Raw genomic sequence first — 22,719 nt, 5'->3', positions numbered from 1 at the left:
ATGCAACAAAATAACGCCGAAACAGTAAAAGAGATCATAGAAAATGATATTTGGGGGTCTATTAAAAATTTTCTTGAAATAGGCGTTCATTTCGGTAAGGGTGAAAAAGAAATTCACATTACCATTGGTCTTATATTACTTCTTTTTGTAGCTTTTTTATTTACCAGTTTTGTGCTCAAATGGTTGCGTGTTCTTTTCACGCGTAACATGCAAAATGATGATAAACTAAAATTTATAAGTGTTTTTAAGTTTATTAGGTATGTAGTTTATTTGGTGGTTATTGTAGTAACCATGAGTGCGGCGGGTATTAATATATCTATTTTACTAACAGCATCAGCAGCACTTTTTGTTGGTTTAGGACTTGCGTTACAAGAACTTTTTCAAGATATTATTGGAGGTATTTTTATAATTGTAGATAAATCATTAAGTGTAGGTGATATTGTTGAAATAAACGGAAAAGTTGGTAAGGTTTTTGAAATAAAATTGAGGACAACGCGATGTATTACTAGAGATGATAAGGTTGTAATTATTCCAAACCATAAGTTTATTAGTGAAACTATTTACAATTACACTCAAAACCATAAATCAACTCGTGAAACAGTGCGCTTAGGTGTAGCATATGGTAGTGATGTGGATTTGGTCACTAAACTTCTTATAGAAGCTGTAATTGGTGAAAAGGGAGTTTTAAAGAATCCTAAACCATTTGTAATTTTTGAAGATTTTGGAGATTCAGCTTTAATTTTTGCAGTCAATTTTTATATAAGTGATAGTTTTTCTGACCCAAGAATAAAAAGTGCTATTAGGTATAAAATTGATGCCAAGTTTAGAGAAAACAATATAAGCATACCATTTCCACAACGCGATGTTTATATAAAAAGAAGTTAAACACATTTCATTTATACTGTTAAGTATCTGAAATTTAAAATAAAAAATATGCCAAGAATACTAGTTATAGAAGACGAAGCAGCAATTAGAAGAGTTTTAGTAAAAATACTTTCAGAAGAAAATGACACCTATTCTGTTGATGAAGCTGAAGATGGTTTAAAAGGTATTGAGATTTTAAAAAAAGAGGATTACGACTTAGTTATTTGTGATATTAAAATGCCAAAAATGGATGGTGTTGAAGTGTTAGAAGCGTGTAAAAAGATAAAACCAGAAATTCCATTTGTTATGATATCTGGTCATGGAGATTTAGATACTGCCGTAAATACAATGCGTTTAGGAGCTTTTGATTATATCTCTAAACCACCAGATTTAAATAGATTATTGACAACTGTTCGTAATGCTTTAGATAAAAAAGAATTGGTTGTTGAAAATAAAATTCTGAAGAAAAAGGTAAGTAAAAATTACCAAATGATTGGTGAGAGTGATGCTATATCATCTATAAAAGAGATGATTGAGAAGGTTGCCCCAACTGATGCTCGTGTACTAATTACAGGTCCGAATGGTACAGGTAAGGAGTTAGTGGCTCATTGGATTCATGAAAAAAGCCAACGTAGTAGCGGTACATTTATAGAAGTTAACTGTGCGGCAATTCCGTCTGAACTTATAGAGAGCGAATTGTTTGGACATGTTAAAGGTGCATTTACTTCAGCTGTAAAAGATAGAGCAGGTAAGTTTGAAGCAGCTAATAACGGAACCATTTTTTTAGATGAAATAGGAGATATGAGTTTATCTGCTCAAGCAAAAGTATTAAGGGCTTTGCAAGAAAGTAAAATTTCAAGAGTTGGTACAGATAAGGATATAAAAGTAAATGTTAGAGTAGTAGCGGCAACTAACAAAGATTTAAAATTAGAAATTGAAGAAGGTCGTTTTAGAGAAGATTTATACCACAGACTTGCTGTAATTTTAGTTAAAGTTCCTGCTTTAAACGATAGGCGTGATGATATTCCGTTACTAATCAAGCATTTTGCAAAAAAAATAGCTTCAGAACAGGGCTCAGTACCAAAGATATTTAGTGATAAAGCTATTGCATTACTAAAAGAGTACGACTGGACAGGTAATATTCGCGAACTACGAAACGTAGTTGAAAGACTTATAATTCTAGGAAAACCTGAAGTAGATGTAGATGATGTTAAACTATTTGCTAGTAAGTAAATAGTTTAATTATTGCATTCAGGTAATTTTTTAAGCGCATCAGTTACTATTTCTTTAGTTCTTAAATTGTAATATCTTTTACTGTCAGTAAGGTCTTGTCTTAATAATTGATCTTGGCACTCGTTTTCAAGTTTTACCATATATCCCTTGGCATTAGAACAATCAAGAACTTTAATAACCTCGTCTAATGAATTTTTAAATTTTTTAAGAGAAATATCAATTTTTTGATGCATTTCTCTTTCGCTAGGCATTTTAGAATAAAGGCTGGGCGTTTTTTCGGCAGGCTCTGTGGTATTTAAAGTTAAAACATCATTTTGATACTTGCTTTGGTGTAAATGGTGTTTGTTTAATGACTCTAAACTTGTTGATGTGTTTTCTAAAACCCTGTTTAATAATACATGAGCAGCACTTATTGTTGATGTTCTGGTAGCTTTTACTAAATTTTCTAAACCTTTAAATAAGCTTTTAGAAGCCTCGCTACAGCCACAGTCATTCAATTGTTTTTTTGTTTTTTCAATGGCATTAATAGCTTTGTAGGTCTGATATTTTGTTTTATTTAAGTCAGTTTCTAGTAGTGCTTTTTGCGTCTGTGAAGTAATATACTCAATATTTGAACCTACATATTCACATGCTTTTTCCGAAGAAAAAGATGTTAAAAAAAATAAAAGCGATAAACAAAGTAGGAGGATTTTGTTTTTCATAGGTTAAGAATTGAGTTTAATAACATTTGGGGTGTTACACCACAAATATAGATAGCGAGTTTTAAACTTATTTTTTTATTCGATAAACTGCTTGGTTGTTAGTTTAACTCAGGTTTGTGAGTATGAGGTTTTGCTTTATTTGATCAAAAGCTATTTAATCTAAATATACAAAAAACAGATAAGTCGTGATTTCACACTTTTTCAAAATTACAATAGCTATTTTTAATAAGAGTTATAGAAACCCTAATTAACATTTTATAAGCATTTAGGTATACTTTTAGTTTTATTTTCTAAAAAAAATTATCTTCATGAGATGAAGAAAATAAATACAGATACATATAAGGTAATCAAACCGGTTGATTTAAAGGCGATAAATACTTTTGAAGATTTTGACACAGATGATGATAAGCTTAAAAAAGTATTAAAAAAAATACGACGTGAACTAGGTGAATTTCAAGACACAATGTATGCACATGGTAAGTATAGTGTTTTATTATGCTTACAGGGTATGGATACTTCTGGTAAAGATAGTTTGATTCGTGAGGTTTTTAAAGATTTTAATGCTAGAGGTGTGGTGGTGCATAGCTTTAAGGTGCCAACAGAATTAGAAAAAAAACATGACTATTTATGGCGTCATTATATTTCGTTACCAGCAAAAGGTAAAGTAGGGGTGTTTAATAGAACTCATTATGAAAATGTTTTGGTAACAAGGGTTCACCCAGAATATGTTCTGAGTGAGCATATTCCGGGTATTCATTCCGTTAAAGATTTAGATGAAAAGTTTTGGGAAAGTAGATTTGAACAAATCAATAATTTTGAGAAGCATATAACCGCAAATGGTACTATAGTATTTAAATTCTTTTTACATCTGTCAAAAGAAGAACAGCGCCAAAGACTTTTGCGTAGGTTGGCATTAAAAGAGAAAAACTGGAAATTTTCTCCAGGCGATTTAAAAGAACGTAAACTTTGGGATAAGTATCAAGAATGTTATGAAGAAGCAATTAATAAAACTTCAAAAAAAAATGCACCTTGGTTTGTAATACCGGCAGACAATAAAAAAGCAGCTCGCGTGATTGTAGCACAAATTTTATTAAAAGAGTTAAAAAAGTATAAAGATATTAAGGAACCAGAGCTGAACGATAAAATAAAAGCTAATTTAGAGGATTATAAAAAACAATTAGAAACCGAACAAGAATGAAAAGATTATTAAGCTTAGTTACTTTTTTTATAATATCATCTGCTATTTCACAGAATACTGATGAAGCTCAATTAAAATCTATTTATGATACAGCACTTACAAATGGTAAAGGGTATGATTGGTTAAACCATTTATCAAACCAAATTGGAGGTCGCCTTTCAGGATCAGTGCAAGCACAACAAGCTGTAGATTATACAAAAAGTCAACTAGAAACCTTAGTAGGGCTTGATCGCGTGTGGTTGCAACCTGTAATGGTGCCAAAATGGACACGTGGTTTACCTGAGTTTGCTTATTTTGAAACAGAACCAGGAATTACTACTAATGTTCCAATTTGTGCATTAGGAGGGTCTGTTAGTACACCATCAATAGGCATAAAAACTAAAGTTGTTGAAGTTAAAAGCTTAGATGATTTAGCCATTTTAGGGAAACAACGATTAGAAGGTAATATTGTTTTTTTTAACAGACCGATGGATGCTACGGAAATTACTACGTTTACCGCATATTCTGGTTGTGTAGACCAACGATATTCTGGTGCAGCAGAAGCAGCTAAATATGGTGCAGTAGGTGTAATTGTTCGTTCAATGAATCTTAGGCAAGATGATTTTCCGCATACAGGCTCAATGAGCTATGGTGATACTCCTGTAAAAGATAGAATTCCAGCAGCAGCAATTAGTACTAATGCGGCAGATTTATTGAGTATTTCTTTAAGTTTAAATCCTGATATAAAATTCTATTTTAAACAAAATTGCCAGCAGTATAATGATGTGCAATCTTACAATGTGATAGGAGAGATAAAAGGAACTACAAACCCAGATGAAATTATAGTTGTAGGTGGGCATTTAGATTCTTGGGATTTAGGTGATGGTTCACATGACGATGGAGTAGGTTGTGTACAAAGTATGGAGGTGCTTCGCTTACTAAAAGAGACTGGTTATAAGCCAAAAAGGACACTTAGAGTAGTTCTGTTTATGAATGAAGAAAATGGTTTACGAGGAGGAAATAAATATGCAGAGGTAGCAAAGAATAAAAATGAGAAACACATTTTTGCATTAGAAAGTGATGCTGGTGGTTTTTCTCCACGTGGTTTTACGTTTAATTGTACCGATGCTAATTTTGAAAAAGTGCAAAGTTGGAAATCACTTTTTGAACCTTATTTAATTCATCTTTTTGATAGAGGTTTTAGTGGTGCTGATATTAGACCTTTAAATAATGATAAAATGGTTTTAGCGGGTTTAAGGCCAGATTCTCAACGCTATTTTGATCACCATCATGCGGCAAATGATACTTTTGAGCATGTGAATAAGCGTGAACTTCAATTAGGAGCAGCTACAATGGCAAGTTTGGTGTATTTGTTTGATAACTATGGTATTGAAGAAAATTAAATACGTAAACTGTTTGTAAATATAAATTGGCAATTTGCTGTATCTTGGTCTTGACTAATAATTATACTTAAAAACATCAACAAATGAAAAACAAGTTTATTATTGCAATTGTAGGCATTAGTATGTTTTATTCTTGTAAAAACGAAAAAACAGAAACATCAAAAGAACCATCTAGAGGTATTATTTTGGAAAATATGGATACCACAGTAAGTCCAAAGAATAATTTTTATAAATATGTGAACGGAAGCTGGTTAAAAAACACTGAAATTCCTGATGATAGATCTACTTGGGGAGGATTTAGTGTATTAAGAAAATCAACCGATGCAGATGTTTTAAAAATAATAGATAAAGCCGAAAAAAGTGGAAAATATGCAGCTTCTACAGATCAGGCTAAAGCATTGTATTTGTTTGAATCTAAGTTAGATACAGTTAAAAGAAATCAATTAGGAGTTACACCTATATTACCTGCAATTAAAGCAATTAATCAAACAAAAAATATTTCTGAATTACAAACATTAATAGTTACTAATCCTGCTGTAAGTGCACCATTTTTAGGAATTAATATTCGTGCTAACCTAGCTAATAGTAAAATGAATGCCGTTTATTTAAGAGATAATAGACTTGGTTTACCCGATCGTGATTATTATTTAGATCAAGATGAAAAATCTAAAGAAATAAGAGAAAAATATGTAGAACATATAACAAGAATGTTAAAGTATATAGGTGAAAATGAAGCAGAATCAAAGAAAATTGCAACTAAAATCCTTGCAATGGAGACAACGTTGGCGACACCTAAATTAGACAAAGTAGCAAGGCGTGATGCTAGAAATTTGAATAATCCTAAAACAATACAACAGGCACAAAATCTTATTCCGGCAATTGATCTTTCTAAAATGATGGAAGATATGGGGGTTACTAAAAATGTTGATACGTTAATAGTTACACAACCTAAGTATGTGCAAGAATTAAATGATTTTTTAAATAAAACCTCTTTTGAAGATATAAAAAAGTTAGTTGAGTGGACTACTTTTAATAATGTCACTGGTAGGTTGACAACTGAAATTGAAACTGCAGATTGGGATTTTTATAGTAAGTATTTAAGAGGAGATAAAAAACAAAGACCAGCAGATGAAAGAGCATTAGCAACTGTAAATGGTACTGTAGGTGAAGCATTAGGTAAATTGTATGTAGATGAAATGTTTCCGCCAGAAGCCAAAGAAAAAGCAGAAATAATGATTAAAAATATTATTTCTGCATTTCAAAATAGAATTAAAGTTTTAGATTGGATGAGTGACTCAACCAAAGTTAAAGCTGTAGAAAAGTTAGACAAGTTTACTGTTAAAATAGGATATCCTGACAAGTGGGAAGATTATGTTTCTTTAGAAGTTACAGAAAACAATAGTTATTTTGATAATATATTAGCAGTGCAAAAGTGGAATAAGGCTAAAGATTTAGAAAAAATTGGAGAGCTAGTTGATCGTACTGAGTGGGGAATGTCTCCACAAACGGTAAATGCATATTTTAATCCATTAAATAATGAGATTGTATTTCCAGCAGCAATATTACAGCCACCTTTTTATGATTATTTAGCTGATGACGCAGTTAACTATGGAGGTATAGGTGCTGTTATAGGACATGAAATTTCTCATGCTTTTGATGATAGTGGTTCTCGTTTTGATGCTAATGGAAATCTTGTAAATTGGTGGACAGAAGAAGATTTAGCTAAATTTACAGAACGTAGTGGAGCTTTATCTGACCAATATGATAAAATTGAAGTGCTAGATAGTGTGTTTGTAAATGGTAAATTTACATTAGGCGAAAATATTGGAGATCTAGGTGGTGTTTTAGGGGCATATGATGGCTTACAGCAATATTTTAAAGACAATGATAAGCCAGATCCAATTGATGGTTTTACAGCAGAGCAACGCTTTTTTATGTCTTGGGCAACTGTTTGGCGTACTTTATCAAGAGAAGATGCATTGCGTACGCAAGTAAAAACTGATCCACATTCTCCTGGTAGATATAGAGCTACACAACCATTGCAAAATGTTGATGCTTTTTATGAAGCTTTTGATATCCAAAAAGGAGACTCAATGTATTTAGCACCAGAAGCTAGAGTAAGAATTTGGTAATTCTAATATATTAAATATTAGTAAAAGGGGATCAAAAATTGATTCCCTTTTTTTATTATAAATACTTGGAGGTTAAAAGTATCAGGTGTTTTCTAAGCCAAAACAAAGTAGTACATTTGCGCAACAAAAAATAAAGTAAAATGAAAGACGGAATCTACGCAAAATTCAATACTTCAAAAGGAGAAATACTAGTTGAACTTACGCATGACAAAACGCCTGGTACAGTAGGTAATTTTGTTGCATTAGCAGAAGGTAACTTAGAAAATAAAGTAAAACCACAAGGAACACCTTATTATGATGGTTTAAAATTTCACCGTGTAATACCTGATTTTATGGTACAAGGTGGTTGCCCTCAAGGTACAGGTACTGGTGATGCAGGTTATAAATTTGATGATGAGTTTCACACAGATTTAAAACATGATGGTCCTGGTGTTCTTTCTATGGCAAACGCAGGTCCTGGAACTAATGGCAGTCAATTTTTTATTACACATGTAGCTACACCATGGTTAGATAACAAACATACTGTTTTTGGTAAAGTTGCAGAAGGACAAGATGTTGTTGATGCCATTGCGCAAGGAGATAAAATAGATTCTTTAGAAATTGTACGCGTTGGTGCTGATGCTGAAGCGTGGAATGCAGTTGAAGCTTTTAGAACATTTGAAGGTTCAAGAGAAAAGAGATTAGCAGAAGAAAAAGCAAAGCAAGCCGCGGAATTAGATAAAGTTGCAGCAGGTTTTGACGAAACTGAAAGTGGTTTACGCTATAAAATAGTACAAAAAGGTAATGGTCAAAAAGCGGAAGCTGGTATGCAAGTTTCTGTTCATTATGAAGGTTCGTTAATTGATGGAACTGTTTTTGATTCTTCTTACAAAAGAAAAGAGCCAATAGATTTTCAAGTTGGTGTTGGTCAAGTAATCCCGGGATGGGATGAAGGTATTTGTTTATTAAGCGTAGGTGATAAGGCAAGGTTTGTAATACCTTCTAATTTAGCTTACGGTAGTGCAGGTGCAGGAGGTGTAATTCCACCAGATGCAACATTAATTTTTGATGTAGAGTTAATGAAGGTTAGCTAAAACTATCTCAAAATAATTTATAAAAAAGGAGCTTCAATGTAAATTGAAGCTCCTTTTTTTATTTTTTAGACTTTGTTTTATTTTGATTTACGCTAAATACAAGTAATGCAAGATTAATGAAAAGTAACAATCCGAAAATCTGAAAAAATGTGCCCATAATGAGTGAGTTATTAGTTTTGTTATAAAAATAGGAGTAACTAGCTTTTCTATATAGATGTTATAACTCTAAAATGGTTGCGTTATTGTGTAATTTTTTTTAATATTTATTTAAGATAAGTACTTTCTTAAAGTTTAGTGTAATAAAAAAGCCCAACCGGGCGGTTGAGCTTTTAATTTTTTTCAAAAAAATTGTTACGTATGTATTAAAGTACTTTAACGTTTACTGCGTTCAATCCTTTTTTACCTTGTTGTAATTCAAATTCTACAACATCACCTTCACGAATTTCATCTATTAAACCAGAGATGTGTACAAAGTGATCTTCGCTTGAGCCCTCTTCAGTGATAAATCCAAAACCTTTAGAATCATTGAAGAATTTTACTGTTCCTTTATTCATTATAAAATATTAAAAAAATTAATTAAGTCACAAAGGTAGTGTATTAATATTTAACGCAGTCTTTTTTTGAATGTTATATTTAATTTGTTAACCATTAATTTACAATAGATTACACTTTACAAATTAGGTTGCGGTGTCATACGTAGGTATGGTTTAATTTCTTCAACCCCTTTTGTAAATATTTTTTTAGCATCATCTGTAGCAATAGCAGGGCTAATTACAACATCTTCGCCATTTTTCCAGTTTGCTGGTGTAGCTACTTTATGGTATGCTGTTAACTGTAAAGAATCTATTACACGTAAAAGTTCATTAAAGTTACGCCCTGTTGATGCCGGGTAAGTAATCATTAACTTAATAGTTTTATCTGGAGCAATAATAAATACTGAACGTACTGTTAACGTGCTATCTGCATTTGGGTGAATCATGTCATACAAATCAGATACTTTTTTATCTTCATCTGCAATGATTGGGAAATTAACTTCGGTTTTTTGAACTTCGTTAATATCTTTAATCCACTCTTTATGTGATGCGGCACCATCAACACTAAGTGCAAGCATTTTTACATTTCTTTTATCAAACTCATCTTTAAATTTTGCAGCTGTACCTAACTCTGTCGTACAAACAGGTGTGAAATCTGCAGGGTGTGAAAATAAAATTCCCCAGCCATCACCTAAATAATCATACAGGTTAATCATCCCCATTGAGCTATCTGCTGTAAAATCTGGAGCAGCATCTCCTAATCTTAATGTTGGCATTGTATATGTTTTTTAAGTTAAAAATTATATTATCCTATAAAATTAGTAGATTAAAAAGGTTATTCCATCAAATTGAGGTTAAAAATGTATTAAAATTTACTATTTTTAAGAGATGAAAGATTTAGCTTTAGAAAAATTAAAATATCCAATAGGTGAATTTAAATGCCCAGACGTTATAACTGAAGAGCAAATTAAAATTTGGATTGCAGCTTTAGAAATGTTGCCTCAAAGTGTTTTTGAAACTATAGGAACACTTTCTGCTAAACAATTAGAAACACCATATAGGCCAGGGGGTTGGACTATTCGTCAATTAGTGCATCATTTTGCAGATAGTCATCATCACTGTTACACGCGTTTTAAATGGGCGCTAACTGAAGATGGTCCAATAATTAAAGCGTATGAAGAAAAAGATTGGAGTGAACTATTCGATGCTAAAACGGCTCCAATACAGTTATCGTTAGATTATTTGAAAGCTTTGCACGCCAAGCTAGTATATTTATTAAAGGGTTTATCTAAAACAGATTTAAAAAAATATTATATACATCCTGAAAGTAATGAAAAGGTTACTGTTGCTGAAAATATTGGTAGATATGCTTGGCATAGTAATCATCATGTAGCACATTTAAAAGGCATCGTAGCACGTAATAATTGGTAATAGTTATATAAAAAAATTATGGAAACAATTAGTTGGTCCGATTTTGTAAAAGTTGATATTAGAATAGGTACAATAATAAGCGTGAATGATTTTCCAGAAGCACGAAACCCTGCTTATAAATTAGAAATTGATTTTGGAGATGAAATAGGGGTGAAGAAGACTTCTGCTCAAATAACTACGCTTTATAAAAAAGAAGATTTATTGAATAGGCAAATAATGGCGGTTGTAAACTTCCCGAAAAAACAAATAGCAAACTTTATGAGTGAATGTTTGGTGATGGGTGCTGTTGAGGGTAAAGATGTTACTTTACTGCATCCGGGCTTAAAAGTAAAAAACGGACTCAAAGTATCTTAAAGGTAGTATTATACAACAAACGGCTCTTGATAAAAGAACCGTTTATTGTAATTATAATTTTGTAAATGATTATAAGAGGTCGCTAAAGAAAATTGCGTTCATTAATAATTTATTGGTACCAAACCAAAAACCTCTAAAGTTTGTATTGTCTGTAAAAACAACGACTCTTCCTTTACCTAAATGTTGTGTTTGAAAAGGCACACTATTTTTAAGTAATTTGATTTTTTCTTCAGAAATGTAACCGCTTAACAAAGGATTGTTAGTATATTGAATAGGGTTGTTATAACTTTCTTTATTCGGCTCAATATAAACGTTAGTGTTTCTAAAAAAGGGTAACATATTATTTTTGTAACCGTATGAAATTGGGTGAGATCTATCTATTTTAGTTTCAAAAATAGCACCGCCAGTAACTTGAGCACCCGAAAATTGTCTTTTTTGCTCATAGCTAATATCTTTCGCTATCAACGTATCTTTCTTGAATTTTAAATCAATAAACTCATTTTTCGAAAGCCATTCAGTAGTACTTCTGTACCCAATTACGGTACCACCATCTTTTACCCATTCTCTAAGTTTTTCAGTTTCGGATTTATCAAAAGCTTTTCTTGAATTTGGGATGATTATTGCCGTATATCTACTTAAATCTGCTCTGCTAAAATAATCTGTATCAAGCTTGGTAATGTTAATGTCATAACGTTGGTCAAATAAATGCCAAACCTCTCCAGCATCATACGATGTAATTCCATTACCAACAATAACTGCAACTTTTTGTTTTTTTATAGTGTTAAACTTTCCACTTCCTAAATCAATACCTAATGTATGACCAGTTCCTACGGAAGAAATAATAATATGATTTTCTTTGGCAACTTCGGTTAAAAAAGTATAAAGCTCGTCTGTACTTAAGTTTTGGTTTTGTACTGGAATCATAATAGTTCCGTAATCAAAAGTTCTACCCCCAACAGTAAAAGGCTTTTCGCCAACTTTAGCTCTAATGCCTTTATTTAATATTTTATTTAATGCTTTGGGTGTATAATACTCATTCCACTCAAATAAATAAGCATAATTAGTTTTAGTTTCAATGCTCCCAGTCAAAGGCTGTAAATCTGTTACTTCATCACCAGCATTTGATAACGAGTTAACTTCAGTATAATCTAAATTAAAAGCCAAAGGAAATGTCCAGCCTGAAATGTCATAAAAAAGACTGTCAGTGAACGTAGTTCTTTTTTCAAACATTGCTTTAACCAAACGACTGTTTCTTTGATTGCTAGGTATTACGTAACTAGTTTCTTTTTTAAAAGACTTACCGTTTATAACAACATCTTTATTTAATTTTTGAAATTTAATTTTCTGACGTTGTAATATCTCTGCCAAGTGCCATGCTTTAGCAGCATCTTTAGAGTCTCCAAAAATGATTGCTTTTGTTTTATTTTTAGAATTTTCAATAGCTGCATCTTTAAAAAAATTTTGCTGATATTGTAATAATTTTACACGCATGTTTTTTGCAGCTTCAATTGTTGATATAGCTGTTGTAAATTGATTGCGAATGGTAAAAGGGAATGTAAGTATACCATTGTCACTTTCTTGAATATGACCACGAGAACTTGCCTGTTCAAATAAAATACCTATACCACCATTAACATCAGGAAAAGTTGAACCTTTACCATAATAATAATCGTCATAATTCTCTTCGGAAAAATAAAGTGAACCAATTTTATCTAATGCTTTTGAGTGAAAAGTACTTATTTCGCCAGTTAATTCTTGATTTATTTTGGGTGTCAAAGGGTGTACTCTTGTTGGTTCACCTGGTTGAAAAAAGAAGGTAGAATTTGTTCCCATTTCATGGTGATCAGTCAAAATATTAGGCATCCATTTATGAAAAGTTGTAATTCTTGCTCTACTTTCAGGTAACTGTACGGGCAACCAATCTCTGTTCATATCAAACCAATAGTGATTAGTTCTGCCACCAGGCCAAACTTCATGATATTCTCTATCGTTATTGTCAGCATTTAAATTGTTGCTTTTGTTTGTGTTTGCCCAGTATGAAAAACGTTGTAAACCATCAGGATTAAATGAAGGGTCTAAAAGTATTACTGTATGAGCTAATAAGTCTTCAATTTCAGGACCTTCAACAGCGGCTAGGTAATAGGCGTAAGCTAAAGCGGCATTTGAACCGCTAGCTTCATTACCATGAATTGAAAAACCCTGATATACTACAATTGGTAGGTCATTAACATCGTTACTGTAGCCTTCATTAGTTGTAATAGCAAGATGTTCTTTTTGTATTTGATTTATATTTTTTAAGTTGTTAGGAGAACTAACAGTTAGTAATAACAATGGCCTACCTTCATAAGTTTCTCCTCTATTCTCAATAGAAATCCGGTCACTTGAAGCTGCTAAAGCTTTCATGTAAAAAACTAATTTATCATGTGTTACGTGCCATTCACCAACCTCATGCCCAATAATTGAGGCAGGAGTAGGAATGCTTTTATTGTAACTAACATTATCAGGTAGGTAATAGTTAAGTGATAAGTTTTCTTGCGCCTGTAATGTTATAGTAACTAAGACAAGAGCGAGTAAGAGCAGTTTTTTCATTTTTGAGTTTTAGATTAGTTTTTTATAAAAATAAAAAACGGCTCTTAAAAATAAGAGCCGTTATAAATAATTTAAGAAAGAATACGTTATATATCGTCAAAACTTACATTTGTAAAACTTTCTGTAGTTTCAACTTTTTGAACTTCATCCTCTTTTTTAAAGTCTTTTTGGTGTCGTTCCGATATCACTTCTTCACCTTTTTCATCAATAATGTAATTCATCATGTCATCTAAGTTGTCTTTAAAAGCAGAAAAATCTTCCTTGTAAAGATAAATTTTGTGCTTTTTGTAATGAAATGATCCGTCATCATTTGTGAACTTTTTACTTTCAGTTACTGTTAGGTAGTAATCACCAGCCTTTGTGCTTCTAACATCAAAAAAATAAGTTCTTCTTCCAGCTCTTAGAACTTTAGAGTAAATTTCCTCTTGTTCTATTGAATCTTTTCCCCCCATTTGCAAAATATTCTATAGTTATAATTAGTGTATCTTTCAAAAGTGAAAAAAAAAAGCTAATCTGACAACTTTTTTTAGTTTTCTTTGTCAATAAGTTGGTTATTATAGAGTTCTTTGTAATAACCATCGGTATTTATTAACGAATTGTGAATGCCTTGTTGTAAAATATCACCATCTTTTAAAACGATAATCTTATCAGCATTTTTAGCGGAAGAAACTCTGTGGCTCACAATCAATGTGGTTTTGTTTTCAGAAGCATTCTTTAAATTGTTTAATATTTTCTCTTCTGTTTCAGTATCAACAGCAGATAAACAATCATCAAACAAGTATATTTTAGGATCTTTTAATAGGGCACGAGCAATCGAAACTCTTTGTTTTTGACCACCACTAAGTGTAATACCTCTTTCACCTAAAATGGTATCGTATTTGTTAGCAAATTCTTTAATGTTTTTATGAACTACTGCTTTTTTGGCTACATTAATGACCTCTTCGTCAGTAGCATCTTTTTTACCAAACTTTATATTATTCTTTATAGTGTCAGAGAATAGAAAAGCATCTTGTGGTACAGCGCCAATTTCATTACGAACACTATTTAAATTCAACTTTTTAATAGGAACATCGTCAAGTAGAATTTCACCAGAGGTAACATCATACAAACGAGCAACAAGATCTAAAATGGTAGATTTTCCAGAACCTGTTTTGCCTATAAAGGCAACAGTTTCACCTGCTTCAATGGTAAATGATATGTTTTTAAGAGCAGTAATTTCAGTGTCATCATAGGTGAACGTAACATTCCGAAACTCAATTTTTCCATTTATAGGTGTACTTTCAGTTACTTCATTAATAATTTCTGGTTGCACATCTAAAAACTCATTTATTCTTTTTTGAGATGCTTCTGCACGTTGCACAATTGATGTTAGCCAACCTACGACAGCAACAGGCCAAGTAAGCATATTTACATAAATTACAAATTCAGCGATAACACCAATAGAATCAATTTCGCCATTAATGTATTGTTGGCCACCAATATAAATTACAAATATGTTGCTAATACCAATAAGTAAAATCATTAAAGGAAAGAACCAAGCATTAACTTTTGCTAAATTCATGCTTTTAATTTTACCTTCAATGGCTAGTTCTTCAAGCTCTTTATTAATATTATCTTCTAATCCGTAAGCTTTAATTACTGATATGCCTGAGAAAGATTCTTGGGTAAAAGTTGATAATTTAGATAAGTATTCTTGTACGATAGTACTACGCTTGTGTATTACTTTACTGATTTGATATATTAAAACCGATAAAATAGGTAGTGGTATTAAAGTGTAAGCAGCCAATTTAGGAGCTGTTAAAAACATTAGAGGGACAATGCATGAAAACATGGTAACGGTATTCATACCATACATAATTGCCGGACCTGAATACATACGTACTTGACCAACATCTTCACTAATTCTGTTCATTAAATCTCCAGTTCTATTTTTTTTGTAGAAGTTTAAACTTAAGAACTGATAATGGTCAAAAATCTCATTTTTTAAATCATATTCAATGTATCTTGATACTTTAATAATAGTTTGGCGCATTAAAAAAGTAAAAAGAGCGGCCAAAATTGCAGTACCTAAAATAATAAATATATTCTCTAATAAAAGTTCTTTGGCTTCGTCTTTTGAAATTAAATCTTTACCATAATCTTCAACAACTTTAATAGATTTTTTTACAAACGAAGGGGTGAAAAGTGAAAAAACTCGAGCAATGACAGTGATAGTTAGTCCAAGAAGTAGTTGTACAGCGTATTTTTTTAAATATTTATTAATATACTTTAATTCCTTCATATAGCGGTTAACCTAATAATATAGTTGAGTTTGATAAATTATCATGCAAAGATAATTTATTAATAGAAACCTAAATGTTATAAAACTGATAAGATATAATCAAAGCATTACATACTTTTAAAAATATAGTTCTACTTTTGCAACTTCAAGTTTAACCAATTAAGTTCTTTAAAAATGCTTACAAGAAGGCATGTGCGCGTAAAAGTAATGCAAGGTATCTATGCATTAAACCGTTCTAAAGATGATTCTTTAGAAAAACAACAAAAATTTTTAAAGTTCAGTATTGAAAACACGTACAATTTGTACTTGTTGATGATGAGTCTTTTAAAAGAAATTCATGATTTAACTAAAGAACAAGTTGAATTGTCATCAAAAAAATACATTAAAAATTCTACTAAGAGTTTTGAAGATGACAAAAAGTTTGTGAAAAACAGATTTTTAAAACTAATTTCTGAAAATGAGGTTTTAATAGAAGAGTTTAAAATACGTAAGTTAGAAAACTGGTATTTAAACGAAGAGTATGTTAAGTTACTTTATAAAGAAATTATCGCGAGTGATTTGTATATGAAGTATATGGACTCTGGCGCTTCTACTTTTGAAGAAGATAAGCAGTTTGTTTTAGATGTGTTTAAAACAATTATAGCACCAAACGAAAAAATCTACGATTATTTTGAAGATGATAAACTAACCTGGGTAGATGATATACCATTAGTAAATACATTCATTTTAAAATTATTAAAAAAAGCAAAGCCCGATACTGTAGCATCGTACTTTTTACCACCATTGGTAAAAGACCAAGATGATATTGAGTTTTCAAAAAGATTATTATCAAAAACATTATTGAATAATGAATCTTTAATATCAGAAATTGAAGGCAAAACACCTAACTGGGATAAAGATAGGATTGCAGATATTGATGGTATTTTATTGAAAATGGCAATTGCAGAATTGTTATACTTCCCATCAATACCTGAAAGAGTTACTATTAATGAGTATTTAGAGCTAGCAAAGGAGTATAGTACCCCAAAAAGTAGCACTTTCATAAACGGAATTTTGGATAAACTTGTTAAAGAATACCAAAAAAATGGCAAACTCAATAAAATGGGTAGAGGCTTATTGTAAATATTGTTACATTTACTCTAAAATTTAATAAAATAATTTAAAAACTGTTATGAGAAAAATAGTTATCACATTAAACGTATTACTATTAATTGCTTTAGTTTCATGTAAAGACGATGCTAAAAGCAAAGTTAATACTACAAACGTACAAGCAGCAGCAGAAAGAGATGATGCCGCTAAAAAACTTCCTGTTATGACTTTTGAAAAAGTTGAGCATGATTTCGGAAATATTATTCAAAGTACACCACAAGAAACGGTATTTAAATTTACGAATACTGGTGATGCACCTTTAATTATTACAAATGCAAAAAGTACATGTGGTTGTACAGTTCCTGAAAAACCAGAAGGACCAATCGCTCCAGGTGAAACTGGTGAGCTGTTAGTTAAATTTAACGGTTCAGGTAAAAATGCTGTAACTAAAGTTATTACAGTATCAGCAAATACAGCAAAAGGTACAGAGCAATTGAAAATTAAAGCATTTGTTACACCTAAAGATAGTGCGCCAGTAGGGCCATTGAAAAATTCATAATTTTATGTCAGAGAATATTACACAGTTTCTTCCAATTTTAGCAATTTTTGCTGTTTTTTACTTTTTTATGTTAATGCCTCAAAGAAAGCGTCAAAAACAAGAAAAGAAATTTTCGGAAGAACTAAAAAGAGGAGATAAAGTAGTTACTAAAAGTGGTATGCACGGAAAGGTTGTAGAATTAAATGACAAAGATGCGTCTGTTGTTATTGAAACTATGGCTGGTAAAATTAAGTTTGATCGTTCAGCTCTTTCAATGGAAATGAGTGCTAAGCTTAATGCCCCTGTAACTGAAAAGAAATAATATACTTTTCCTTTTTCACAAAATAAAAAAAAAGCACCGTTACGGTGCTTTTTTATTTTAAATAACTGTTATTTCAAAGCTGTCAATTCACATATTTTTACAATAACATCAATTGCACTTTTTATACTTTCTACAGGTACATATTCATATTTGCCATGAAAATTATGTCCGCCAGCAAAAATATTAGGGCAAGGTAAACCCATAAAACTTAATTGTGACCCATCAGTACCACCTCTAATCGGTTTTAAAATAGGAGTGATGTTTAATGATTCCATAGCTTCTTTGGCAGTTTCTACAATATGAAAAACAGGTTCTACTTTTTCTTTCATATTATAATACTGATCTTTTATAGTAACCGCTACACAATCTTCACCATAAGTATTATTTAATTTAGTTGCTATTTTTAATAATAACTCTTTTCGAGCTTCAAATATTTCTCTGTCATGATCTCTAACAATCAAATCTAATTTTGCATTTTCAATTTCACCAGAAATATGATGGATATGAAAAAAACCTTCACGTCCCGTTGTTCTTTGCGGTACTTCATTTTCTGGTAAAAGTGACATAAATTCATTCGCAATGCTAACAGCATTTATCATTTTACCTTTTGCGTAACCTGGGTGCACACTTTTTCCTGTGATAGTAACTGTTGCGCCTGCAGCGTTAAAATTTTCATATTCTAATTCTCCAATCTGGCTACCATCCATAGTGTAGGCGTATACTGCGCCAAATTTTTCAACATCAAATTTATGAGCGCCACGACCAATTTCTTCATCAGGAGTAAAACCTACTTTAATGGTTCCGTGTTTAATTTTCGGGTGATTTATTAAATACTCCATAGCGCAAATAATTTCTGTAATGCCAGCTTTATCATCCGCACCTAGTAAAGTTGTACCATCGGTAGTAATAATAGTTTGGCCTTTATATTGTAATAAATCATCAAAATAATCAGGAGATAGAATAATATTTTTCTCTTGATTTAAAATGATATCTTTTCCATCATAATTTTTGATAATTTGAGGATTTATATTTGAGCCAGAAAAGTCAGGAGAAGTATCAAAATGCGAAATAAAACCAATTACTGGTACATCTTTAGCGTCAGTATTGCTAGGTAATGTCGCCATAATATAGGCATTATCATCAATAGTAACATTTTGCATGCCAATATCCTTTAAATCACTTACAAGTTTATGTGCTAAATCCCATTGTTTTTCAGTACTTGGTGTTGCTTTTGATGTTGGATCGCTTTGCGTATCAATTTTTACGTAGCTTAAAAATCTATCTATAATATCTTGCATGCTGTCATTTTTTGTATAAAAGTACAATTTGGAGTTAGTTTTATGAATTTAAATTTGTCTATTCTTGGTAGTAAAACATACTTTTTTTTTAATACTGCGTTATTGCTATAGTGCAATCTTTATAAAAATTAAGTTACTGTTATGATTATTAAACAAGCGTTATTGTTGTCCTTTTTTGGATTTATGTTTTTAAGTGCTCAATCTCAAGTATGTATTTTAGATATTGGGAGTAATAATTCTGATAAAATAATTGAAAATTTTCAATTGAAAGATGAGCAATTGACAACTTTAAAAACATTAAAGAGTGATTTAAAGGCGGAATTAACAATTTTAGAAAAAGAAGAAAAAGACCTTTTTGAAAATCATCCGCAAAGCACACCTGAAGAATTAACAGTATTAGGTCAAAAACATAAAGCTATTGAAAATAAAATGTTTGAAGCTACTATCAAATATGACCAAAAATTGATTTCAACCTTTAATGAAAAGCAATATGAACGCTATGTTTTATTGTGTAATACTGCTGGTAGATCACCAATTAGAGCTTTAGAGAAGTAACGTTAACTTTTGTGTTAATAAAATTATTTGGAAACATTAAAGATAACAAGCGTTGTTTGTATTTTTGACGAAATTTCCAAATCATGTACAAATACTTATTACGTCCAGTTTTATTCTTATTTGACCCAGAAAAAGTCCATTATTTTATTTTTGGAGCGGTTAAATTTTTGGATAAGATTGGGTTCTCTAAGATTTTTAAATCAATTTATCTAGTAGAAGATAAGAGGCTTGAACGTAATTTATTTGGTATTGATTTTAAAAATCCGGTAGGTTTAGCGGCTGGTTTTGATAAAAATGCTAAGTTGTATAATCAGCTTTCTGATTTTGGCTTCGGATTTATTGAGATAGGTACACTTACGCCTAAACCTCAAGATGGAAATCCCAAAAAAAGATTATTCAGACTAAAAGATGATAAGGCAATTATTAACAGAATGGGTTTTAATAACCTTGGAGTTTTAGAAGCTGTTGAACAATTAAAGAAAGAACACCGAGTAATTATCGGAGGAAATATTGGTAAAAACAAAATAACACCAAACGATAAAGCTATACTAGATTATACTATTTGTTTTGACAGTCTTTTTGATCATGTTGATTATTTTGTAGTTAATGTAAGTTCACCAAATACTCCGGGTTTGCGTGAGTTGCAAGATAAAGAGCCTTTAACTAAACTGTTGAACAAGTTAAAAGCACAGAATACAAAACTGGCTATAAAAAAGAATGTAAAAGAGAAGCCGATTCTGCTTAAAATTGCTCCAGATTTGACTGATGATCAATTATTAGATATTATTACGATTGTTGCTGATACTAAAATTGAAGGTATTATAGCATCAAATACAACTATTAGTAGAGAAGGTTTAAAATCTCACCAATTATTACAAGAAGAAAAAGGAGGTTTAAGTGGTGCGCCTTTGAAGAATAGAAGTACAGAAGTTATCCGTTTCTTATCGGAAAAGAGTAATAAAGCTTTCCCAATTATAGGTGTTGGAGGTATAAATACAGCAGAAGATGCATTAGAAAAATTAGATGCAGGTGCAGATTTAGTACAACTTTGGACAGGTTTTATTTACGAAGGACCTGCTTTAGTTAAAAAAATAAATAAAGCTTTATTAGAAAGGTCTTAATGTAATTTAAAAATCTATTGGCGTGAACTATGAAATTCTATATTCATTTATAGTAGCAACAATAGCGTTGGCATTTGCTCCTGGGCCAGATAATATTTATGTACTTACCCAAAGTATTGTAAATGGTAAAAAGTATGGTGTTGTTACTACATTGGGCCTTATTTCAGGTTGTTTAGTTCATACAGCTTTATTAGCATTCGGAGTTTCTGCTTTAATTAAGGAGAGTAATATCTTATTTTTTACAATCAAATTATTTGGTGCATTTTATTTGTTTTATCTAGCTTACCAAGTATTTAAAAGTTCAGAAGAAATTGATATGACAGTGAGTTTTGTTAATAAACAAAGCTTGTTAAAAGTTTATAAGCAAGGTTTTTTAATGAATTTACTGAACCCTAAAGTAGCTATATTTTTTCTTGCATTTTTTCCAGGATTCCTTTTCAGTGATAGCTTAAGCACTGTTATTCAATTTGGCATATTGGGTTTTATATTTATAATTACAGCTTTTGTGGTGTTTTCATTAATTGCTTTTTTGTCGGGTAGTTTAGCTAAGTTTTTAAAAGAGAATAAAAATTTTAGAGTATTTTTAAAATGGTTGCAAATAGTGGTTTTTACAGGAATAGGACTTTACTTGTTGTTTTCAAATAAATAGTAGTAATTTTATACCACTTGTAAAACACGAATGTCAAACGAAGTTAAAATAATTGAATGCCCAAGAGATGCTATGCAAGGCATTAAAACTTTTATTCCTACGGAAGAAAAAGTAAAATACATTCAGTCATTATTAAACTGTGGTTTTGATACTATAGATGTTGGTAGTTTTGTATCACCAAAAGCGATACCGCAAATGGCAGACACAGCTGAGGTGTTATCATTGCTTGATACCTCAATAACAAAAAGTAAATTCCTTTCAATAGTTGCTAATGTTCGCGGTGCTCAAGATGCTGTAGAGCAAGAGAAAATAGACTATTTGGGCTATCCTTTTTCAATTTCTGAAAACTTTCAAATGCGTAATACGCATAAAACTATTGATGAGTCTGTAATTATTCTAGAAGAAATTTTAGCAATAGCATCTAAAGCGAATAAAAAAGTAGTCACCTATATATCTATGGGCTTTGGTAATCCTTATGGCGATCCTTGGAATGTTGAAATCGTGGGGGAGTGGACAGAGAAATTAGCTGGTATGGGAGCTAATATACTTTCTTTATCTGATACCGTCGGTACATCCACACCAACTGAGATTGAATATTTGTTTTCAAATTTAATACCTAAATACCCTAATGTTGAATTTGGTGCGCATTTACATACTACACCTTCAAAATGGCATGAAAAAGTTGATGCTGCTTATAAGGCAGGGTGCCGAAGGTTTGATGGTGCAGTACAAGGTTTTGGTGGTTGCCCAATGGCTAAAGATGAGTTAACAGGTAATATGCCTACAGAAAAAATGCTTTCTTATTTTACTTCAGTGAAAGCAAACAGTAATGTTAACTGGATGGTTTTTGAAGCGGCATATAACAAAGCCTCTGAATTGTTCCATTTTTATCATTAAATAATTTCAAAATTATTTATATTAATTCTAGTTAGTTTTTAAACTGTTGTTTTTAAGATTTTTAGCCTTTTATTTAAATATAGTCTAAATATAAATACTTGTTTTACAGCACATTACATTTTATTGTGTAATGATTTATTTGTAGATTTAATATGAATTTAAAAATAAAAATTATGTCAATAAGAATAGGAAATAGCTGTGTTAATTGTCAAGAAATCACTGAAGGACAATTTTGTAGCGCGCACCAAGTAAAAGTTAACGATCATTATACTTGTGATAGTTTTGAGATGCAAGTAGCATTAAAGAATGATCCAAATTGCGAAACATGTTCAAGATTTAATAGTCCGTCTTGTGCTAATCCTCAAAAGGCTGCATCAGGTATGTTGTGTTCTCACTGGGCACCAATGAACGCTCAAGCTCAGGCATAATTAAATAAATATAAAGGTCTTATAGATTTTTGAAAGTTAATTCTTCAGCTA

Annotated in this window: 23 protein-coding genes; 16 read left to right on the top strand and 7 right to left on the bottom strand. The window is 31.3% G+C overall.

The window, feature by feature from the left end; genetic code table 11:
* Both KO500_RS10550 and KO500_RS10545 read left to right on the top strand, forming a co-directional pair.
* A complete protein-coding gene (locus KO500_RS10550) occupies positions 1 to 885 on the top strand; it encodes a mechanosensitive ion channel family protein (protein WP_215956513.1) in 885 nt (294 codons plus the stop codon).
* A gap of 48 nt (positions 886 to 933) precedes the next feature.
* Positions 934 to 2,097, top strand: a complete 1,164-nt coding sequence (locus KO500_RS10545; RefSeq protein WP_215956512.1) for a sigma-54-dependent transcriptional regulator — start codon at positions 934 to 936, stop codon at positions 2,095 to 2,097.
* A 5-nt stretch (positions 2,098 to 2,102) separates the two neighbouring features.
* Here the strand turns inward: KO500_RS10545 and KO500_RS10540 are convergent, their stop codons facing one another.
* The gene (locus KO500_RS10540) at positions 2,103 to 2,798 is read right to left on the bottom strand and encodes a hypothetical protein (protein WP_215956511.1); all 696 of its coding nucleotides are present in this window, start codon (positions 2,796 to 2,798) and stop codon (positions 2,103 to 2,105) included.
* Between the two features lie 313 nt (positions 2,799 to 3,111).
* Between KO500_RS10540 and KO500_RS10535 the strand changes: the two genes are divergently transcribed.
* From KO500_RS10535 to KO500_RS10520, 4 genes are all read left to right on the top strand, one after another.
* Positions 3,112 to 3,996, top strand: coding sequence for a PPK2 family polyphosphate kinase (locus tag KO500_RS10535; RefSeq protein WP_215956510.1), 885 nt, complete (start codon positions 3,112 to 3,114; stop codon positions 3,994 to 3,996).
* Positions 3,993 to 5,378 carry a M20/M25/M40 family metallo-hydrolase gene (locus KO500_RS10530; protein ID WP_215956509.1) on the top strand — a complete coding sequence of 462 codons (1,386 nt, stop codon included), beginning with the start codon at positions 3,993 to 3,995 and terminating at the stop codon, positions 5,376 to 5,378. Before KO500_RS10535 ends, KO500_RS10530 begins: the two co-directional genes overlap by 4 nt.
* Positions 5,379 to 5,461: 83 nt before the next feature.
* Positions 5,462 to 7,510, top strand: coding sequence for a M13 family metallopeptidase (locus KO500_RS10525; protein WP_215956508.1), 2,049 nt, complete (start codon positions 5,462 to 5,464; stop codon positions 7,508 to 7,510).
* Positions 7,511 to 7,650: 140 nt separating this feature from the next.
* Positions 7,651 to 8,583, top strand: a complete 933-nt coding sequence (locus KO500_RS10520; RefSeq protein WP_215956507.1) for a peptidylprolyl isomerase — start codon at positions 7,651 to 7,653, stop codon at positions 8,581 to 8,583.
* 362 nt (positions 8,584 to 8,945) lie between these two features.
* Here the strand turns inward: KO500_RS10520 and KO500_RS10515 are convergent, their stop codons facing one another.
* Entirely contained in the window at positions 8,946 to 9,137 is a 192-nt protein-coding gene (locus KO500_RS10515) for a cold-shock protein (protein WP_215956506.1), read from the bottom strand.
* A 116-nt stretch (positions 9,138 to 9,253) separates the two neighbouring features.
* Complete coding sequence (locus tag KO500_RS10510; protein ID WP_215956505.1) at positions 9,254 to 9,892, bottom strand: peroxiredoxin; 639 nt, start codon at positions 9,890 to 9,892, stop codon at positions 9,254 to 9,256.
* A gap of 112 nt (positions 9,893 to 10,004) precedes the next feature.
* Between KO500_RS10510 and KO500_RS10505 the strand changes: the two genes are divergently transcribed.
* Positions 10,005 to 10,547, top strand: a complete 543-nt coding sequence (locus KO500_RS10505; protein ID WP_215956504.1) for a YfiT family bacillithiol transferase — start codon at positions 10,005 to 10,007, stop codon at positions 10,545 to 10,547.
* A gap of 18 nt (positions 10,548 to 10,565) precedes the next feature.
* Complete coding sequence (locus KO500_RS10500; RefSeq protein ID WP_215956503.1) at positions 10,566 to 10,901, top strand: tRNA-binding protein; 336 nt, start codon at positions 10,566 to 10,568, stop codon at positions 10,899 to 10,901.
* Positions 10,902 to 10,970: 69 nt separating this feature from the next.
* Here the strand turns inward: KO500_RS10500 and KO500_RS10495 are convergent, their stop codons facing one another.
* The 3 genes from KO500_RS10495 to KO500_RS10485 form a co-directional block, all read right to left on the bottom strand.
* Positions 10,971 to 13,490 (bottom strand): M14 family metallopeptidase, encoded by a 2,520-nt coding sequence (locus KO500_RS10495; protein ID WP_215956502.1) that lies wholly within the window; start codon positions 13,488 to 13,490, stop codon positions 10,971 to 10,973.
* 86 nt (positions 13,491 to 13,576) lie between these two features.
* Positions 13,577 to 13,942, bottom strand: coding sequence for a PUR family DNA/RNA-binding protein (locus KO500_RS10490; RefSeq protein WP_215956501.1), 366 nt, complete (start codon positions 13,940 to 13,942; stop codon positions 13,577 to 13,579).
* A gap of 74 nt (positions 13,943 to 14,016) precedes the next feature.
* Positions 14,017 to 15,771, bottom strand: a complete 1,755-nt coding sequence (locus KO500_RS10485; protein WP_215956500.1) for an ABC transporter ATP-binding protein — start codon at positions 15,769 to 15,771, stop codon at positions 14,017 to 14,019.
* 174 nt (positions 15,772 to 15,945) lie between these two features.
* Here KO500_RS10485 and nusB point away from each other — a divergent pair, with 174 nt between their 5' ends.
* Genes nusB through yajC form a run of 3 tightly spaced genes read left to right on the top strand, consistent with a single transcriptional unit; the run spans position 15,946 to position 17,720 of the window.
* Positions 15,946 to 16,893, top strand: coding sequence for a transcription antitermination factor NusB (gene nusB, locus KO500_RS10480; protein ID WP_215956499.1), 948 nt, complete (start codon positions 15,946 to 15,948; stop codon positions 16,891 to 16,893).
* A gap of 49 nt (positions 16,894 to 16,942) precedes the next feature.
* Entirely contained in the window at positions 16,943 to 17,419 is a 477-nt protein-coding gene (locus tag KO500_RS10475) for a DUF1573 domain-containing protein (RefSeq protein WP_215956498.1), read from the top strand.
* Between the two features lie 4 nt (positions 17,420 to 17,423).
* Positions 17,424 to 17,720 carry a preprotein translocase subunit YajC gene (gene yajC, locus KO500_RS10470; RefSeq protein ID WP_215956497.1) on the top strand — a complete coding sequence of 99 codons (297 nt, stop codon included), beginning with the start codon at positions 17,424 to 17,426 and terminating at the stop codon, positions 17,718 to 17,720.
* Positions 17,721 to 17,788: 68 nt separating this feature from the next.
* Here yajC and pepT read toward each other — a convergent pair whose 3' ends face one another.
* Positions 17,789 to 19,018, bottom strand: coding sequence for a peptidase T (gene pepT / locus KO500_RS10465; protein WP_215956496.1), 1,230 nt, complete (start codon positions 19,016 to 19,018; stop codon positions 17,789 to 17,791).
* Positions 19,019 to 19,159: 141 nt separating this feature from the next.
* Here pepT and KO500_RS10460 point away from each other — a divergent pair, with 141 nt between their 5' ends.
* The 5 genes from KO500_RS10460 to KO500_RS10440 all read left to right on the top strand — a co-directional run bounded on the left by KO500_RS10460 (position 19,160) and on the right by KO500_RS10440 (position 22,668).
* Complete coding sequence (locus KO500_RS10460; RefSeq protein ID WP_215956495.1) at positions 19,160 to 19,573, top strand: hypothetical protein; 414 nt, start codon at positions 19,160 to 19,162, stop codon at positions 19,571 to 19,573.
* An 83-nt stretch (positions 19,574 to 19,656) separates the two neighbouring features.
* Positions 19,657 to 20,694, top strand: a complete 1,038-nt coding sequence (locus KO500_RS10455) for a quinone-dependent dihydroorotate dehydrogenase (protein ID WP_215956494.1) — start codon at positions 19,657 to 19,659, stop codon at positions 20,692 to 20,694.
* Between the two features lie 22 nt (positions 20,695 to 20,716).
* Entirely contained in the window at positions 20,717 to 21,343 is a 627-nt protein-coding gene (locus tag KO500_RS10450; protein WP_215956493.1) for a LysE family translocator, read from the top strand.
* A 30-nt stretch (positions 21,344 to 21,373) separates the two neighbouring features.
* Positions 21,374 to 22,240, top strand: a complete 867-nt coding sequence (locus KO500_RS10445; RefSeq protein ID WP_215956492.1) for a hydroxymethylglutaryl-CoA lyase — start codon at positions 21,374 to 21,376, stop codon at positions 22,238 to 22,240.
* A 173-nt stretch (positions 22,241 to 22,413) separates the two neighbouring features.
* The gene (locus KO500_RS10440; RefSeq protein WP_215956491.1) at positions 22,414 to 22,668 is read left to right on the top strand and encodes a hypothetical protein; all 255 of its coding nucleotides are present in this window, start codon (positions 22,414 to 22,416) and stop codon (positions 22,666 to 22,668) included.
* Positions 22,669 to 22,719 lie beyond the last annotated feature (51 nt).

It is taken from the genome of Cellulophaga baltica, from assembly GCF_018861125.1.
GTDB lineage: Bacteria > Bacteroidota > Bacteroidia > Flavobacteriales > Flavobacteriaceae > Cellulophaga > Cellulophaga baltica_A.
Note: the sequence above shows the minus strand (reverse complement) of the source record. Positions and strands in the feature narration are given on the sequence as shown.

Coding starts and splice junctions, on each gene's coding strand:
- KO500_RS10445 (WP_215956492.1), top strand. CDS start 21,374: ATGTCAAACGAAGTTAAAATAATTGAATGCCCAAGAGATGCTATGCAA.
- KO500_RS10525 (WP_215956508.1), top strand. CDS start 5,462: ATGAAAAACAAGTTTATTATTGCAATTGTAGGCATTAGTATGTTTTAT.
- yajC (WP_215956497.1), top strand. CDS start 17,424: ATGTCAGAGAATATTACACAGTTTCTTCCAATTTTAGCAATTTTTGCT.
- KO500_RS10495 (WP_215956502.1), bottom strand. CDS start 13,490: ATGAAAAAACTGCTCTTACTCGCTCTTGTCTTAGTTACTATAACATTA.
- KO500_RS10540 (WP_215956511.1), bottom strand. CDS start 2,798: ATGAAAAACAAAATCCTCCTACTTTGTTTATCGCTTTTATTTTTTTTA.
- KO500_RS10460 (WP_215956495.1), top strand. CDS start 19,160: ATGATTATTAAACAAGCGTTATTGTTGTCCTTTTTTGGATTTATGTTT.
- KO500_RS10510 (WP_215956505.1), bottom strand. CDS start 9,892: ATGCCAACATTAAGATTAGGAGATGCTGCTCCAGATTTTACAGCAGAT.
- KO500_RS10545 (WP_215956512.1), top strand. CDS start 934: ATGCCAAGAATACTAGTTATAGAAGACGAAGCAGCAATTAGAAGAGTT.
- pepT (WP_215956496.1), bottom strand. CDS start 19,018: ATGCAAGATATTATAGATAGATTTTTAAGCTACGTAAAAATTGATACG.
- KO500_RS10490 (WP_215956501.1), bottom strand. CDS start 13,942: ATGGGGGGAAAAGATTCAATAGAACAAGAGGAAATTTACTCTAAAGTT.
- KO500_RS10485 (WP_215956500.1), bottom strand. CDS start 15,771: ATGAAGGAATTAAAGTATATTAATAAATATTTAAAAAAATACGCTGTA.
- KO500_RS10530 (WP_215956509.1), top strand. CDS start 3,993: ATGAAAAGATTATTAAGCTTAGTTACTTTTTTTATAATATCATCTGCT.
- KO500_RS10520 (WP_215956507.1), top strand. CDS start 7,651: ATGAAAGACGGAATCTACGCAAAATTCAATACTTCAAAAGGAGAAATA.
- KO500_RS10500 (WP_215956503.1), top strand. CDS start 10,566: ATGGAAACAATTAGTTGGTCCGATTTTGTAAAAGTTGATATTAGAATA.
- KO500_RS10455 (WP_215956494.1), top strand. CDS start 19,657: ATGTACAAATACTTATTACGTCCAGTTTTATTCTTATTTGACCCAGAA.
- nusB (WP_215956499.1), top strand. CDS start 15,946: ATGCTTACAAGAAGGCATGTGCGCGTAAAAGTAATGCAAGGTATCTAT.
- KO500_RS10535 (WP_215956510.1), top strand. CDS start 3,112: ATGAAGAAAATAAATACAGATACATATAAGGTAATCAAACCGGTTGAT.
- KO500_RS10505 (WP_215956504.1), top strand. CDS start 10,005: ATGAAAGATTTAGCTTTAGAAAAATTAAAATATCCAATAGGTGAATTT.
- KO500_RS10475 (WP_215956498.1), top strand. CDS start 16,943: ATGAGAAAAATAGTTATCACATTAAACGTATTACTATTAATTGCTTTA.
- KO500_RS10550 (WP_215956513.1), top strand. CDS start 1: ATGCAACAAAATAACGCCGAAACAGTAAAAGAGATCATAGAAAATGAT.
- KO500_RS10515 (WP_215956506.1), bottom strand. CDS start 9,137: ATGAATAAAGGAACAGTAAAATTCTTCAATGATTCTAAAGGTTTTGGA.
- KO500_RS10440 (WP_215956491.1), top strand. CDS start 22,414: ATGTCAATAAGAATAGGAAATAGCTGTGTTAATTGTCAAGAAATCACT.